Below are 16,533 nucleotides of genomic sequence, written 5' to 3' on the forward strand. Positions count from 1 at the left end.
GGAGTGCCATACGATGAGCTGAAGCCGGAAGACATGGTCGTTGTCAACTTGAAAGGCGAAGTCGTAGAAGGGGACATGAACCCATCTTCTGACACGCCGACGCACACTTATCTGTACAATCATTTTCCAAAGATTGGCGGGATCGTCCACACGCATTCGTCATGGGCCGTTTCGTTTGCGGCAGCTAATATGGATGTCCCGGCCTTAAACACGACGCATGCTGATACTTTCTACACCGACGTGCCAGCTGCCGATGCTCTGACCAAAGAAGAGATCGAAGAAGACTACGAAGGCAACACGGGCAAGACGATCGTGCGGACGTTTAAAGAACGCGGTTTGGACTATGAAGCAACGCCAGCCGCATTGGTTTCCCAGCACGGACCATTTACCTGGGGACCAACGCCAGACAAGGCTGTCTACAATGCCAAGGTGCTGGAGGTAGTAGCTGAAGAGGACTATCATGCCATGCAATTGACGCGTCAAAACCTGGAGCTGCCGCAGTATCTATTGGACAAGCACTACTACCGCAAGCACGGCGCTAATGCCTATTATGGTCAAAATAATGCGCACTCCAAGGATCATGCCAAGCGTGAAAACTAATTAGCCATAATTTGAATGTTTGGTACTGCAAATTGTCTAACCCTTAAATTCACCCTTAAACTGCATTACCAATAAAACGTCATCAATGGTTAAAAACCAGCGATGACGTTTTATTTTAAAAACTTTCTCGAATGATTAATTTAGTTGGGATAATTGTTACTTTAGGTTCAGAGATAGATTTTCCAGTTAGCTTTTTATTAAGTAGTTCAGCAGCTTGTTCACCGATTTTTCTAGAGTCTTGCTGAATGCAGCTGATTCCGGGATTTAAAACTTTCATCCAGTCTAATTCTTCATAGGTTGCTACTCCATAATCAGTTGGATAAGCAAAACCGTACTGTTGAGCAGCTTGTAATAGTCGCAAAAAAACGCGACCGTTCATAGTAAAGAAGCCCACTTTTTTGCTGCCTTTGCTTTCAATGATTTCTTTTACTCGATTGTTAAAAGCAATGTATTCTTCCTGCTTTCCATGATGAGGGACGATCAGCAAATGGCTGTCATCATCCTTATAATTGGTTGCTTTTAAGAAGCCTTGATAACGCTGCAGACGCGTACTTACGTCTTTTAAAGGCCAGCTAACAAAATATAAATCATCATATTTTTTAGCAATCATTTTTTGGGTCATTTCAAAGACGGATTTTTCGTTGTCAGTAACGATCGTATCCATTTTTAACTGTTTTGCCTGCAAATCGACCATGACCGAGGATTTATTTGAAAATGCTTTGTAGATTGGTCCGTTTGGGCTAACAGGATCGAGAATGAATCCGGCAACGTTTTCAGAGCGCAGCCGAATAATATTATTGACTTCCGTTTCGGGATCCTGATCAGCATTGGTAAATACGACTTTATATCCATAATGGCTGCAGAAATCAGAAATGCCGGACAAAACTGCTGAGGTAAAGGGATTGGTGATGTCCGCAATTGAAACACCGATCGTTTTGCTTTCGTTTTTTGCTAGGTCGCGGGCAGTGCTGTTAGGACGATAGTTGGTTTGGCTAATGATTTCTTCCAGATGGCGTCTGGTCTTGATTGACATTTTATTAAAATTACCATTCAAGTAGTTTGATACCGTGGCGGTAGAAACTTTTGCCAATGCCGCAATATCGCTAATTGTTAATTTTTCCATTTATGCATACCGATCCAGTTTTTTCTTAATATATTATCACATTTTTGTCGGATCAACTTTGTGCGTAATAAGGTAATACTTAATCACGATTAGTAATACGGTTAACAAAAAATCGTTAAATGATCAATGACAAAAGTAGGGGCTTGTGTTTTGAAAAAATAAAAATAATTTATTTTTATTTTGTGAAATTGTTGAAACTAGAATCCTATAATTCTTTTTGATTTTGTTATTTTAAAGGATTTCATTCCAAATTACAAGTTATAGATTGTGAAAAAACAGAGCTCAATCGCTTATGTAAGAAAGCGCTACCGGTTGACAAAAAAGATACTTGGAATTAGAATCTAACTCGTAAATTTGGTTAAGCGCTTAACGGATTTTCAGTGTGTTTTTAGACGCAATGCGGAAGGTGGTTTTCCGAGATGAGTACCTATGTTTTGAATACCATTGCCTTCAAAAAGGATCTGGACAATGGAGTTTCTCAAAGCAGATTGGTTGAAAAAGTAAAACAGCTTGGCTTTGATGCGATTGAAATCAGAAATGAATTCTTGAACGGATCAAAAAATGAACGATTAGCGATTGCAAAAGAAGCGCAAAAGCTTGGATTGGAAGTCTTTTACAGTGTCAATGATGTGCTGGTTACGGGCGATCATTTAAATAATAAGGCTCTTGATTATGTGACTGAGATGAAGGAATTGAATTCATCGCACTTGAAGCTGAACATTGGGAGCTTGTCTGATATCAGCAAGGAAGAATTGTTAAAGGGATTGGCAGCAATTTTGGATGGTCAATTTGAGATTGCCGTAGAGAATAATCAGACATTGGCTGACAGTTCATTAGCAATAACGAAGAAATTTTTTGAAATTATTCAAGATGCTGGGATTAAAGACATTCATTACTGCTTCGATATTGCTAACTGGATTTGGTTGGATACTGACGTTGATCAGGCCGCTGATGACTTGAAACAGTTTACGACATATCTGCACTTGAAAAATGCTGTCAGAGACCAAGGCGAATTGAAGACGGTTCCCCTAGAAGACGGCGATCTAAACTGGCGTGCATTGATTAAGAAGTTTCCATTCGCACATGACTTTGGATTGGAGTATGCGGGCAATGCGGAAACGATTGCTAATGAGCTTGGTTTGGTAAAGGAAGCGACTAAATAAGTACTGACTTTGAAAAGGAAAGGAGATGCTTTCTAATATGTTAAACGCTGTTAATAATTTCTTCTCCGCGTTTGGTGCTACTGTTGTGGTTCCCATAATGATTTTCATCATCGCGCTTTTCTTAAAGGTTCGTCCTAAAGTAGCAATGATGAGTGCATTCTATGCCGGGGTTGGTTTAACTGGATTTGGCTGGATTATCACAGAATTTACTCCAGTCGTTACTAAGATCATTCGTCAAATGGTTAAGACGACTGGAATCAATCTTCCGGTCGTTGATATTGGCTGGCAGGCAGGTTCGCTGGCTTCATTTGGCTCTTCAGTCGGTTTGACTTTCTTTGTATTCGGACTGATCGTTGAATTGATTTTATTTGCTCTTGGCATCACTAAGGTATTTATGGCTTCAAACCTTTGGAACAACTTCGGCTTCATGGTTTGGGGCGCGATGGCCTACTATGTAACGCATAACTTCTGGCTGTCGCTGGGGCTGTCATTCTTCATGCTGCTGTACACTCTGATCTTGGCAGAAATTCAAGCCGATCGTTGGTCTGACTACTATGGCGTTAAGAATGCAACGGTCTGCTCACTGCACAACATTGAGCAGACGATTCCAGCAATTCTGCTGGATCCGCTTTGGAATCTGCTTGGCTTGAACAAGGTTAAGATGACGCCATCAGCCTTTAAGGACAAGCTGGGTGTGTTTGGTGAACCAACTACCCTGGGGATTCTCTTAGGATTTATCATCGGGGTGCTCGGTAATCTAAAAGACTTAGGGACTCTGCAAGCATGGGGACAGATTTTACAGTTCTCGATTCAACTGGCGGCCGTTATGACGATCTTTCCATTGGTTACCAATGTCTTTGCTAAGGCCTTTACGCCACTGGCAGATGAGATCGATAAGAACCGTAAGCAAGAATCACAAGCTGAAGGTAAGGAAATTGACAAGATCAATGATAAAAAGCGTTGGTTCTTGGCAGTTGATGATGGGGTTGGCTACGGTGAACCAGCAACGATTATTGCCGGCGTTATCTTAATTCCAATCATGGTTTTGATTGCATTCCTTTTGCCCGGCAACAAGACATTGCCAATCGTTGACTTGATCTCGTTGCCATTTATGGTTGAGTCAATCGTTGCAATTACTCGCGGCAATATCTTAAAGGTCATTGCCAACGGGATTGTATGGTTCAGCTTGGGCCTGTACGCTTCCAGTTGGCTGGGGACGATCTACACTGGTGCGGTTTCTCACTACGGTGCCGCAATTCCAGCTGGTGTGGTTTTGATCACTAGTTTTAACTTGATTGCACGACCGATGAATGCATTGGTATTTGCTGCATTTATTTCTCAGAACCCGGTTTGGATTGGCGTCTGCGTTGTAGTTTACTTGGTAATGCTGTTTGGACTGCGCAAGTACCGTCCTCAAATCTGGACTTACTTGAATAAGATGGCTGACAAGAATGCTGGTTACTCTGGCAGCAGCGAAAAGATTGAGTATTAATTAGAAAATATAATTTGGAGGGCTTTATCATGAAAAAGATTGAAGGACACATTCATTTGGTACGTGCACTGGCTGGTTCCAAGAGTCAAGGACGTTTGAGCCCACTTGGCAATGGTTATGCAATCTGGGATAATGGTGAAATTATTCATTTAATTCCAGAAGGCTGGGGAGACGACAACTTTTTAGCTGAAAAATACCTTCCAGTAATGGAACAAGAAGATATTGAAAAAGCAGTTATTCTGCAAGGCACGCTGAATGGTTATCAAAACTACTACACTTATCAAGTAGTTAAGCAATATCCGGGTAAGTTTATCGGTGCCTTTGCCGTAGATCCATATGATGATTTCGCGATGGATATCGTCAAGCGTCATGTTGAGGATCTGGGTTTCCGGGCATTGAAGTTTGAAATCAGCCAAGGAGGCGGTCTGCACGGGTTCCATAAGCCATTCCGTTTGGATACCGACAACAATGTAAGCAAGATCATGCACTACTTAGCCGATTACCCAGGCTTTGTTATTACTACTGACTACGGTGACTATACTCAAACCAGCTACCAGCCAGAAGCAATCGTTAACTTGGCTAAGCGTTATCCTAAGCTTGATTTCGTAGTATGCCACCTGTCATTCCCTAACGCAGACCACTTGAATCGCTTAGAGAACGCTCTTGAACAATTCGCACCATATGAAAATATCTATGTTGATATCTCAGCAATCCAAGACATTGATGGTGAGACTACTGAAGCCTTTCCATACCCACGCTGCCAAAAGACGGTTGGTCTGGCTAAAAAGATTCTTGGTGCTAAGCGGATTATTTGGGGAACTGACTCTCCATGGTCTTCAACCTTCAATACGTATCATCAGTTAGCTACTTGGTTGGAAAACACCGACATCTTCTCGCAGGCAGAGTTAGAGGATGTAATGTACAATAATGCTAATCGCATTTACTTTAAGCCTGCCAACGTAGAAGCAGCAGCTAAGGCTGAAGATCCAGTCTACAAGAAGTTTAAGGAAACTCACTAATTCTGATTAAGGAGAATAGGCATGAGCAAACCAAAAGTATTAGTTACTGGTATTATTCCAGAACAAGGATTGAAGGAACTGAAAGCAACTTTTGATGTTTTCTACGACCCTGAAGTTGAAACTCGAGCATGGATTCTTGAACATTTGAGTGAATATGATGGGCTTTTGCTGATGGGCACCAAGGCTGATAAAGAATTGATTGATGCAGGTACCAACTTGAAGATCATTACTGCCAATGGGGTTGGCTTTGACCATATTGATATTGAATATGCTAAAAGCAAAGGAATCGTGGTATCAAATTGTCCTAAGGGCGTTCGTGTACCAACCGCAGAGATGACCTTTACGCTGCTGCTGGCTACGGTTCGACGCTTACACATGTATGACAAGATCGTTCGTGAAGGCAAATGGGTCGATGTTTCCGAACAGCAATACATGGGGATGAGTCTGCAAGGCAAGAAACTGGGTGTCTTTGGCATGGGACGCATTGGCTCAGAGGTTGCCAAGTTTGCTCAAGTATTTGGTATGGATGTGATTTATAATGATCCGCATCCGCTGCCTGATGAACTGGAACAGCAATTGAAAGTGAAATATGTTGACTTTGAGACACTGGTCAAAGAATCAGATGTAATCACTCTGCATGCACCGGCACTGCCTTCAACTGCTGGAAAGTTTAATAAAGACGTCTTTGCTAAGATGAAAAACACGGCATATATCGTTAATGCCGCACGAGGCGTTTTGATTAAGCAAGATGATCTGATTGATGCATTAAAGAATCATCAGATTGCTGGAGCAGGGCTTGATGTTTTTGAAACCGAGCCTACTGTTCCAGAAGCCTTACGGGAACTTGATAATGTCGTAATGTCTCCACACGCTGGTACGGGTACCTTAGAAGCACGGACGGCAATTGCCGAAGAAGCATCGAATAATCTGATTTCGTACTTACGTGATGGAAAGGCAGTTAATCAAGTTAATAAATAGCTAAATCCAAATACAGAAGCTATTGGAAAACACCAATAGCTTTTGTTGGTATAGACTGCAAAAAGATCAAGAAAGTGATAATCATGAAGTTTTCGAAAATTTTTAAAGATCAACTCGATCATTGCTATGCGATTATGCGTATGAATGCTAAAGGACGGGATTTTTTGGTTGTAGCATCAGAAGAAGCCCAGCCATGCTATGCATATGATCTGGACAATGATTTTGCACGAACTACAGTATGGCCAAATGTAGGTGGGACAATGACGATGGTTCAGATCCCTGACACCTTGAATTTTTTGGCAACGCAACGCTTTTATCCTGGCTTTAATTCGCCTAACTGTCGGATTGTCAAGGAGACTTGGAATGGTAAGGATTGGGACCAAAAGATAATTGGCGAATTTCCATACGTGCATCGTTTCGATATCATTCCAAAGCAATCAGGAAAAGGATACTGGTATGTAGGATGTTCAATTGCCAACAGCAAGAAGGACGTTGATGATTGGTCTGATCCGGGAAAAGTATGGGTTGGTGAATATGATGATGAACAGGAAAAAATCATCAATCAGCATGCCTTGGATATCCGAATCACTAAAAATCATGGATACAAGCGAATGAATGGTTATTCCTTTATTACGGGCGTTGAAGGGATTTTTAAACTTAATTGGCCGGTTGATGGTAAAGATTGGAAAATTGAACAATTAACCGATTATGAAACGTCAGACATCTTCAGTGCTGATGTCAATCAAGATGGTAAAAACGAGTACTTAACGATTGAAGGTTTCCATGGCCCGTATCTTCGGATTTCTGACAGTGAGTTCAATCAGATTTCTCGCAGTGATGCTAAGACGCCATTTGGCCACGCAATTTGGGGTGGCAGGATTGGCAATCGAGAATACTTTATTTTTGGTTGGCGTGCTGGAAAACAGGACCTTGAATTGATTACCAGTGACCACCTCGATTCGCAATTAATTGATGAAAAAGTTGGTCCAAGCAACGTCCTTGTTTATGAAAAGAATGGTCGTCAGTATCTTTTTTCTGCAAACCGTGAAGTAAGTGAAGTAGCTGTATATGCGATTGATACCGAGGGTTAGGATGATAGCGATATGGTCAAAAACTTTTTAACTATTGATAATGGTGGTACAAACACCAAAGTAATTGTCTTTAACCAATATGGACAGCAGCTGGCGGCAGAGGCTTTCCCCACGCAAGGGCTTGAACCGCAGTCTGGTTTTCATGAAATAGATCTTGTTAAACTGCGCAATGATCTTGCGGCGGCTATAAGAGCAGTACTTTTAAAGGCTAATCTGACGGGAAAAGAAATTGCTGGGATCGCAACGGTTGGTCATGGTAAAGGATTATATGTGCTGGATAATGATTATCATATCTTTATGAACGGTATTTTATCAGCGGATAGTCGGGCCGAAGAATATGCTGAGAAATTTGAAAAACGAGTCAGTAAAATCTATTCAATCAGCAGACAGCATGTGATGCCGAGCCAGGCCCCAGTTCTTTTGAAATGGATTAAAGATAATCGACCAGAAGAGTATGGGAAGATTGGTGCGGTTTTATCAAATAAGGATTTTGTTGGTTTTCTCCTCACTGGTGTAGTAAAGCAGGAGATTGGCGACGCTTCGGGAAATAACTTTTTAAACTTAGCAACGCAGCAATATGACGCAAAGCTTTTCGACTTTTTTGATATTCCAGAAATGTTTGATAAAATGCCGGAATTGATTAAAGCAACTGATCTAAGAGGAACGATCACGCAAGCAGCGGCTGCTCAAACGAACCTTCAAGAAGGAACGCCGGTGTTTGGCGGGATGTTTGATATTGATGCCTGTGCAATTGCAACTGGAGTGTTGGATGATTCTAAATTCAGTGTAATTGCTGGTACTTGGAATATGAATATTTTTCCTAGTGATAAAACGGCACCCCAAGAAAGCGGCTTAATGAATTCGATTTTTCCAACTGGGAAGAATCTGATTGAGGCTTCCAGTCCGACTTCGGCTGGGAACCTGGCGATCATATTGAAAATGCTGATGACGGCTGAGATGCGAGACGCAAAAGATGCGGGTCATTCGATCTATGATGACCTTGAAGCATTTTTGGAAAATACGGATGCTACTTTTAGTAAGGTTCTCTTCTTCCCGTTTTTGTACGGAAGCAATGCAGCACCAGATGCCGAGGGAAGCTTTATTGGACTGCGCAGCAATACAACCAAATCAGAGATGATTCGTGCTGTATATGAGGGAATTGCATTTGCGCATAAATATCACATTGAAGCGTTGCAAAAAGTCAGTCATAAGCCGGAAGTAATTAGAATGTCTGGCGGTGCATGCAATTCATCCAGTTGGGTGCAGATGTTTGCGAATGTTCTTAACGTACCGGTTGAACTGGTTAATGCTACAGAATTAGGCGGCTTAGGGGGGGCAATTGCTTCTGCCGTGGGAACTGGGGTATATAGCTCACTGGAAGAGGCATCTAGATCGATGTCCAGCGTTAAGCGCCATTATGATCCACAACCTGACCAGGTGAAAATTTATAATGCCAAGTATCAAGCCTATTTAAGTTTCTTGAAGGCAATGGATAGCTGTTGGCGTGATTTTAAGCAATTACAGGATGGTCTTGAATATAGTCTTTAATTTACCCATTTTGTTAAGCGGTTAACTAATAAAAATAACAAGGGAGAAAAACCAATGACAACTAATGCAGTTGGAATCTACGAAAAAGCGCTGCCTCAAGATCTGTCTTGGGAAGAAAAGTTTAATCTGACCCACGAACTAGGTTTTAACTTTTTAGAATTCTCAATTGATGAGAGTGATGAGCGGTTGGCGCGGCTGGATTGGACGGCTCAGCAGCGAGAAGACTTTCGCAATGCAATGTGGCGAACGCACAGTCGAATCAACACATTGATGCTTTCTGGTCATCGCCGCTATCCGCTGGGTTCAAAGGATCCAGCAGTTCGCAAGCAGTCGCTTGAAATGATGCAAAAAGCGATCGATCTGGCCGTGGATCTTGGAATCCGCAATATTCAGCTGGCTGGCTACGATGTTTTTTATGAAGATAAAACCATGGAATCACGCGAAATGTTTGTTGAGGATTTAGCCAAATGTGTCAGCATGGCGGCTAAAAAGATGGTTATGCTTTCAATTGAAACGATGGATGATCCATTTATAAATTCCTTAACGAAGATTTCACATTATAAGACTCAGATTAAAAGCCCTTGGCTGCAGGCCTATCCGGACCTTGGCAATCTGAGTGCCTGGCCTGAAAACGATGTGCCGGCACAATTTGAAGATGATATCGACACGGTCGCGGCAGTTCATTTAAAGGATACGCGTGCCGTTACGCCAACCTTTAAAGGGCAGTTTAAAAACGTGCCGTTTGGCGAAGGGTGCGTTGATTTTGAAGGCTTACTGCGGATGCTGGTGCGTCTCCAATACAACGGCAGCTACACGATTGAGATGTGGACCGGCGATAATCAAGATGCGGATCCGGTTTCAGAGATCAAAGCTGCTAAAGCCTACTTTGATGCTTTGTTTAATAAAGTAGGAATTCAACAAGAAGAAGTAATTAAATAAAAAGTGAGGATATCTAACATGCTCGAAGAATTAAAACAGGAAGTCTATGAAGCCAACATGCAGCTGCCTAAGCTGGGACTGGTTTCGTTTACGTGGGGCAACGTTTCCGGAATCGATCGTGAAAAGGGTCTGTACGTCATCAAGCCATCCGGAGTGCCATATGATGAGCTGAAGCCAGAAGACATGGTTGTCGTCAACTTGAAAGGCGAAGTTGTAGAAGGAGACATGAACCCATCTTCTGACACGCCGACGCACACTTATCTGTACAATCATTTTCCAAAGATTGGTGGAATCGTCCACACGCATTCACCATGGGCTGTTTCTTTTGCGGCAGCCAACATGGACGTCCCAGCACTAAACACAACGCATGCCGACACGTTCTACACCGACGTACCAGCGGCTGATGCCTTGACCAAAGAAGAGATCGAAGAAGACTACGAGGGCAACACGGGCAAGACGATCGTGCGGACGTTTGAAGAACGCGGTTTGGACTATGAAGCAACGCCGGCCGCATTGGTTTCACAGCACGGCCCATTTACCTGGGGACCAACGCCTGACAAGGCTGTCTACAATGCCAAGGTGCTGGAAGTGGTAGCTGAAGAAGACTATCACGCCATGCAGTTGACGCGCCAAAACCTGGAGTTGCCGCAGTATTTATTGGACAAGCATTATTACCGCAAGCACGGCGCCAATGCCTACTACGGCCAAAACAACGCGCATTCTAAGGACCATGCTAAGCATGAACAATAATACTTTTTAGTCAAAAATGTATTTTAAATTATTGAAAATTTACTAAAATGTTAAAAATATATTTAAAATAGTGATATTATAAAAAGATGAAACCCCTTTCTGAGGCTTCATCTTTTTTGCTAGGGTTGTTATAGCTGAGGAACTTGAATAACTTGAATTCCTTCTTGACGAATAGCTGCAATAAGCTCTCCAGAAGCAAACGTGTCGGTAATCAACACATCGATATCTTTAATATTCCCAATGGTAAAGTTGGAAAAACTATTGAATTTACTGTAGTTGGCAACCAAAATCAATCTTCGAGAATTTTTGATGATGGTTTTGTTGATTGCAGCTTCTCTAAGATATGGCGTCGAGATACCGTGTTCTAGACTAAGCCCAGCGCAGCCGATAATTCCCCAGTCAGATCTCATACTGGAAAATGATTGTTTTGCGATATCGCCACTCATAATTAAATGATCATTAACGATATCACCACCACTCATTATTAAAGTAGCTTTATCATTTTCTGAAATGTAATCAGCAGCATGGAGATTGTTAGTCATAATATAGATCTTCTTTTGCAACAGCTTGGGCAACGACTTCAAGGCTGTTGAGCTTGAATTCATAAACACGATCTCGCCATCTTTAACAAATTTGGCGGCCTCGCTTCCGAGACTGGCATTGATTCGTTCAAGTGAGCTTTGGTTATCTTTTGATTTAGGCTCGATATATGTGATGATGCCTTTTTTTTGATTTATTTGTCCCCGAAGAGAAAGGGTGGAGCAGTCACGACGAATGGTCATCTCTGAGACGTTTAATGCTTGGCTGAGTTCGCTAATCGACATTTCTTTTTTTTCGCAAAGAAAAGAGAGGATTTTTTCTTGCCGTTCTTGAATATTTTTGGTTGAATTTTTCATTTTTATCAGCATCCTATGATATAAAATCGTATTTTAACGTGATTATAACATATAAAGCGTTTCTGTTATGACTTATTTTAGTTAAAAATGAAGTTGTTATTTGAATATATGCGATTTTTATCTAATATAAAAGAAAAATAACATAAAAAATAAGAAATTAACGTATAACATGATTGTAAACGCTTTAACGGAGATTTAGGATAAAAGTGTAAAGAAATTAGAACTTTAGCTTTTCCAAGGAGGAATTTAATTATGGCTTCAGCAAAGAACGTTAATGATGTAACTCCAGAAGCATTCGCTAAAGATAACTTCCCTGAATGGGGATCCTACCTTAACGAAACGATTGCCAACAAGCAGGTGCCAGAAGGATCATTTGCAACTTGGTGGTTAGGATGCATGGGATTTTGGCTTAAGACGCATGAAGGCACGAATATTGTCGTAGATATGTGGAATGGTACTGGCAAGCATACTCATGGCGATGGCAAGATGCGCAAAGGCCACCAAATGATGCGGATGGCAGGTGTTGAGGCACAGCAGCCAAACCTGCGTAACCGTCCTTACGTAATCGATCCATTTTCTGTTAAGGATGTTGATGCACTTTGCGTAACGCACACGCACCATGATCACTTGGATATCTATACGGCAGCCTGTGTCAACAAGAATTGTCCAAACGCTAAATTCATTGGTCCTCAAGGCGTAGTTGATGAATGGCTGAGTTGGGGCATTCCCGAAGAAAAGACCATCGTCGTTAAGCCTGGTGATGAGGTTAAGGTTGGTGCCGTAACGATCAAAGCATTGGAATCATTTGACCGTACTGAACTTGTTACGGAAGACGATCCTAACGTTAAGTTGGCCGGTACGATGCCTAAAGATATGAGCAAAATTGCCGTTAACTACCTGTTTGAAACTTCCGGTGGCAACCTATACGATGCCGGTGACTCTCACTTCTCCAACACTTTTGTAAAACATGGTAACGAAAACAAGATTGACGTTGCCTTTTGTGCTTATGGTGAAAATCCACGCGGCATCACTGATAAGTTGGATGACTCTCAAGTGCTTCGGATGGCTGAAGACCTTAACACTAAAGTCGTAATTCCAATGCACTGGGATATCTGGTCAAACTTCTTTACGGATCCTAAAGACATCATTGCACTTTGGGACCGTAAGAAGTACCGCCTGCAATACAAGTTCAAGCCATACATTCTTCAGGTCGGTGGTGAATTCAACTATCCACAAGACAAGGACAAGTTTGAATACATGTACGACCGTGGCTTCCATGATGCATTCAAGAACAGCCCTGATCTGCCATTCCCAGAACTGCTCTAATTCATTTTAGCCAAAGCGTGGATGAATGATTTCAAAACCTAAGAGAAGAATTAGTTAGCCCATTGCAAGGGTGGGTTGAGGAGGAATAAAAATGCTTCGTTATTTTTTGGAAAATGGGTTGATTAACATCACTGATAAACATCCCCAAAACTGGGAAGAAGCGATTCGTATCAGTGGTGAGATCATGAAAAAGAACAACTTGGTAACAGATGAATATATCGACCAAGTGATTGCAGACGTTAAGAAGTATGGTCCATACATTGTAATCGTACCTGGTGTTGCAATGCCACACTCCTCAGCAGAAAATAGCGGCGTCTTAGGAACGGGAATTGGTTTTACGATTATGCCAAATACCGTTTCGTTTGAAGAAGGCAACCCCGAAAAAGATGCTCGTCTGTTCTTTATGCTGGCGGCTAAGGACCATGACACCCATGTTAAAAATATTTCCAAATTGGCAGACATGCTGATGGAAGATGGAATGGTAGAAGACTTGAAGAAAGTTAAAAACATGGATGATTACCATGAAGTCATGGCAAAGCACAACATGTGAGGTGAACAGGTATGGATGCGGTATTAAAGTTCCTGATGGCAATTTGGACCTACTTCGCCCAAAATATCCTCCAACAGCCAGCGTTTATGATCGGTCTGATCGTTCTGGTTGGTTACCTTTTGGAAAAGAAAAAGTGGTATGAAGTTATTTCCGGCTTTTTGAAGGCCACGGTCGGATACTTCATCTTGGTAGCGGGTTCTAATGGTTTGGTTCAATCGTTTCGACCAATCATTGTTGGCTTAAAAGATCGTTTTCACCTTCACGCAATGGTTATCGACCCTTACTTCGGTCAAAATGCGGTAACTGTTGGGATTATGAAGCGATTTGGTCGCTCCTTTGCCGACACGATGCTCCTGTTGTTGTTTGCCTACATTATTAATATCTTGTTGGTTCGTTTCCAAAAATATACGAAGCTGCGTTCAGTTTTCACAACTGGTAACGTCCAAGTACAACAAGCTGCGACGGCATTCTGGCTGTTCCTCTTCTGTTTTCCTCACATGGGACGGTTGCCAATCCTGATCGTAATGAGTATTGTTTTGGGACTGTACTGGGCAGTTGGTTCGAATTTGACGGTTGGAAGTACCCAAGAATTGACGGATGGTGCTGACTTTGCAATTGCTCACCAACAAATGTTTGGGATTTTCTTCTTTGCAAAATTATCTGAATGGCTGTCCAAACGAGCAGCTAAGAAGGGTAAGAAAGTTGAGAATAAACGTTTGGAAGACATCGAACTCCCTGGATTCCTCTCGATGTTTAACGACAATATGGTTTCAACTTCAATCTTGATGCTGTTCTTCTTTGGAATTATTTTGGTAGTTCTGGGACCAACCTATTTGATTCACGCAGGGTTTATGGAAAAGGGACAAAGCTTCTTCTTCTACATTCTGCAGACTTCGCTGATGTTTGCTGTTTATCTTGCTATCCTGCAGCTTGGGGTTCGGACTTTCGTTAATGAGTTGACGGAATCCTTTACTGGTATTTCGGATCGCTGGCTGCCGGGTTCTGTTCCAGGTATCGACGTAGCTGCTGTGCTTGGGTTCGGCTCACCAAATGCAGCAACGATTGGTTTTATGTTCGGGGCACTGGGACAATTCTTAATGATTGGATTGCTGCTGATTATGCACTCGCCAACGATCGTGGTAGCTGGATTCATACCACTGTTCTTTGACAATGCTGCCATTGGGGTTTACTGCAACAACCGTGGCGGTTACAAGTATGCAATGATCTGTCCATTTATCAGTGGTCTGGTTCAAGTTGCTGGTTCAGCTTTTATTGCAACTTGGGTCGGAATGGCTTCTTACGGTGGCTACCTTGGCATGTTCGACTGGGCAACGGTATGGCCATTCTTCACAGTAATTATGAAGTACCTTGGTTATGTAGGTATTGCGGTAGTTGCCTTGATCCTGATCATCATTCCTCAGCTTCAATACCGTGCAGACCCAGAAGGATATTTCTTGGTTACGAAAGACTATGAAGCATGGAAGAAGCTGCATGGTAAAAGTGATGCCGAATAGCTAAATACAATAATATTAAAGACTAACTGAATGATTACAAGCTTGATTGCTTGAGGAGGAAAATTATGAAAGTTTTGACTGCATGTGCTAACGGTTCTGGTACTAGTTTGATGCTGATGCGTACTGCTAAGAAGACATTGGAAAAGATGGGCTTTAACATTACTCAGTGCGACCATACCTCTGTTTCTGAGGCAAAAGGAACTGCTCGCAACTATGATGTTGTATTCACATCCTTGCCGTTTGTAAAGATGTTCAAGGATGTTACAGATCGTGGCGGTGAGGTCATTGGGATTAAGAATGTTATGTCACAACAAGAAGTCGAAGAAAAGGTCAAGGCTTCTGATTTGGAAAAGAAATTCCTCAACAAGTAGTCAACGGTTAAAAGGAGTATTAAAATATGTCAATGCCAAAACTGCAAGTAGCATTAGATACTGATGATTTGCCAACTGCTATCAATGTAGCGCGTCAGGTTGTAGATGTTGTAGATGTTGTCGAAGCAGGTACGTTGCTGATCTATCAAGAAGGGATGAAGGCAGTTAAGTCACTTAGAGCCCTGGCCCCTGACAAGATTCTGCTCGCGGACTGTAAGACGGCAGATGCGGGCGGTCATGTCGGCCATGTCTGCAAAGAAGCAGGCGCGGACTGGATGACCTGCATCTGTGCTGCAACGACGCCAACAATGGCCAATGCACAAAAAGAAATTGAAGTTCAAGTTGAGCTGTATGGAAACTGGACTGAAGAACAGGCGCAAGAGTGGTTGGACAATGGTATTCATCAAGTTGTCTATCATCAAAGTCGTGATGCCAAGTTTGCTGGTCAAACCTGGGGTGAGCATGATCTGAATGAAGTCAAGAAGTTGATTGATATGGGCTTTAAGGTTTCCGTAACTGGTGGCGTTAAACCAGATGTCTTGAAGCTTTTCAATGGAGTTGACGTATATACTTTCATCGCGGGTCGTGCGATTACCCAAGCTAAGGATCCACACGCAGCGGCACAAGAATTTAAAGACGAGATCAACTGCATCTGGAGCTAATTACATCTAAACACTTCTTGGGCTGGTATTGCCCAGGTTCACTCTCTTTTGCATGAAAAGCGATGGATGGCACACGAGATGTGTAAATCCATCGCTTTTTGCTATCTAGAAACTGATTGAATGGAGAAATCGATATGTTACGTACTGTTAAAGGAATTGCCGCCAGTGACGGTATTGGAATTGCTAAAGCATACACCCTTATTGAACCTGACTTAAGCTTTGAAAAGAAAACGATTGATGATCCAGCTACGGAATATCAGCGCATTGAAGCTGCTTTTGACCAGTCAATCTCGGAATTGGCCACCATCAAACAGAACGCCAAGAGCCGCTTGAGCGATGAGGAACTGGAAGTCTTTGACGCGCACATCGCCATTTTGTCCGACCCGGAAATGAAGAGTCAGATCAAAGATGAAATCGAAAGCCAGCACGTTTCCGCCGAAGAAGCCATGACGGACGTAACGACCAATTTTGCCAATGTTCTGGCCGCCATGACCGACAACAAGTACATGCA

17 protein-coding genes are annotated in these 16,533 nt (G+C 42.3%); 15 read left to right on the plus strand and 2 right to left on the minus strand.

Going from position 1 to position 16,533, the window contains the following annotated elements:
- The coding region (gene araD, locus FC47_RS09300; protein WP_056968719.1) for an L-ribulose-5-phosphate 4-epimerase AraD at nucleotides 1-600 on the plus strand (600 nt) is incomplete at its 5' end.
- A 115-nt stretch (nucleotides 601-715) separates the two neighbouring features.
- Here the strand turns inward: araD and FC47_RS09305 are convergent.
- Nucleotides 716-1,723 carry a LacI family DNA-binding transcriptional regulator gene (locus FC47_RS09305; RefSeq protein ID WP_056968720.1) on the minus strand — a complete coding sequence of 336 codons (1,008 nt, stop codon included), beginning with the start codon at nucleotides 1,721-1,723 and terminating at the stop codon, nucleotides 716-718.
- Between the two features lie 419 nt (nucleotides 1,724-2,142).
- On the opposite strand from FC47_RS09305, the gene FC47_RS09310 reads away from it, so the two are divergent.
- The 8 genes from FC47_RS09310 to FC47_RS09345 all read left to right on the plus strand — a co-directional run bounded on the left by FC47_RS09310 (nucleotide 2,143) and on the right by FC47_RS09345 (nucleotide 10,703).
- Nucleotides 2,143-2,886: a sugar phosphate isomerase/epimerase family protein gene (locus FC47_RS09310; protein ID WP_048345749.1), complete on the plus strand. Its 744-nt coding sequence runs from the start codon at nucleotides 2,143-2,145 to the stop codon at nucleotides 2,884-2,886.
- Nucleotides 2,887-2,923: 37 nt separating this feature from the next.
- Nucleotides 2,924-4,378: a PTS galactitol transporter subunit IIC gene (locus FC47_RS09315; protein WP_034540588.1), complete on the plus strand. Its 1,455-nt coding sequence runs from the start codon at nucleotides 2,924-2,926 to the stop codon at nucleotides 4,376-4,378.
- Nucleotides 4,379-4,407: 29 nt separating this feature from the next.
- Nucleotides 4,408-5,397 (plus strand): amidohydrolase family protein, encoded by a 990-nt coding sequence (locus FC47_RS09320; protein WP_048345750.1) that lies wholly within the window; start codon nucleotides 4,408-4,410, stop codon nucleotides 5,395-5,397.
- 21 nt (nucleotides 5,398-5,418) lie between these two features.
- A complete protein-coding gene (locus tag FC47_RS09325; RefSeq protein ID WP_006500737.1) occupies nucleotides 5,419-6,375 on the plus strand; it encodes an NAD(P)-dependent oxidoreductase in 957 nt (318 codons plus the stop codon).
- An 83-nt stretch (nucleotides 6,376-6,458) separates the two neighbouring features.
- Nucleotides 6,459-7,466: a hypothetical protein gene (locus FC47_RS09330; protein ID WP_048345751.1), complete on the plus strand. Its 1,008-nt coding sequence runs from the start codon at nucleotides 6,459-6,461 to the stop codon at nucleotides 7,464-7,466.
- 12 nt (nucleotides 7,467-7,478) lie between these two features.
- A complete protein-coding gene (locus tag FC47_RS09335; protein ID WP_056968721.1) occupies nucleotides 7,479-9,014 on the plus strand; it encodes an FGGY-family carbohydrate kinase in 1,536 nt (511 codons plus the stop codon).
- A gap of 54 nt (nucleotides 9,015-9,068) precedes the next feature.
- Complete coding sequence (locus FC47_RS09340; RefSeq protein ID WP_056968722.1) at nucleotides 9,069-9,953, plus strand: L-ribulose-5-phosphate 3-epimerase; 885 nt, start codon at nucleotides 9,069-9,071, stop codon at nucleotides 9,951-9,953.
- A gap of 18 nt (nucleotides 9,954-9,971) precedes the next feature.
- Complete coding sequence (locus tag FC47_RS09345) at nucleotides 9,972-10,703, plus strand: L-ribulose-5-phosphate 4-epimerase (RefSeq protein ID WP_056968723.1); 732 nt, start codon at nucleotides 9,972-9,974, stop codon at nucleotides 10,701-10,703.
- Between the two features lie 128 nt (nucleotides 10,704-10,831).
- On the opposite strand, the gene FC47_RS09350 is transcribed toward FC47_RS09345, so the two are convergent.
- Nucleotides 10,832-11,599, minus strand: a complete 768-nt coding sequence (locus FC47_RS09350) for a DeoR/GlpR family DNA-binding transcription regulator (protein WP_056968724.1) — start codon at nucleotides 11,597-11,599, stop codon at nucleotides 10,832-10,834.
- Nucleotides 11,600-11,851: 252 nt separating this feature from the next.
- Between FC47_RS09350 and ulaG the strand changes: the two genes are divergently transcribed.
- From ulaG to FC47_RS09380, 6 genes are all read left to right on the plus strand, one after another.
- Entirely contained in the window at nucleotides 11,852-12,925 is a 1,074-nt protein-coding gene (ulaG, locus tag FC47_RS09355; protein ID WP_034540598.1) for an L-ascorbate 6-phosphate lactonase, read from the plus strand.
- A gap of 91 nt (nucleotides 12,926-13,016) precedes the next feature.
- Nucleotides 13,017-13,475, plus strand: coding sequence for a PTS sugar transporter subunit IIA (locus FC47_RS09360; protein WP_034540600.1), 459 nt, complete (start codon nucleotides 13,017-13,019; stop codon nucleotides 13,473-13,475).
- Between the two features lie 11 nt (nucleotides 13,476-13,486).
- Nucleotides 13,487-14,989 carry a PTS ascorbate transporter subunit IIC gene (locus tag FC47_RS09365; RefSeq protein WP_056968725.1) on the plus strand — a complete coding sequence of 501 codons (1,503 nt, stop codon included), beginning with the start codon at nucleotides 13,487-13,489 and terminating at the stop codon, nucleotides 14,987-14,989.
- Between the two features lie 65 nt (nucleotides 14,990-15,054).
- On the plus strand, nucleotides 15,055-15,360 hold the full coding sequence (locus tag FC47_RS09370; RefSeq protein WP_034540603.1) for a PTS sugar transporter subunit IIB: 306 nt from the start codon (nucleotides 15,055-15,057) through the stop codon (nucleotides 15,358-15,360).
- 26 nt (nucleotides 15,361-15,386) lie between these two features.
- Entirely contained in the window at nucleotides 15,387-16,022 is a 636-nt protein-coding gene (locus FC47_RS09375; RefSeq protein ID WP_034540605.1) for a 3-keto-L-gulonate-6-phosphate decarboxylase UlaD, read from the plus strand.
- A 134-nt stretch (nucleotides 16,023-16,156) separates the two neighbouring features.
- The coding region (locus tag FC47_RS09380; protein ID WP_275453126.1) for a phosphoenolpyruvate-utilizing N-terminal domain-containing protein at nucleotides 16,157-16,533 on the plus strand (377 nt) is incomplete at its 3' end.

Source organism: Limosilactobacillus mucosae DSM 13345 (assembly GCF_001436025.1).
In the GTDB taxonomy this organism is placed as follows: Bacteria; Bacillota; Bacilli; order Lactobacillales; family Lactobacillaceae; genus Limosilactobacillus; species Limosilactobacillus mucosae.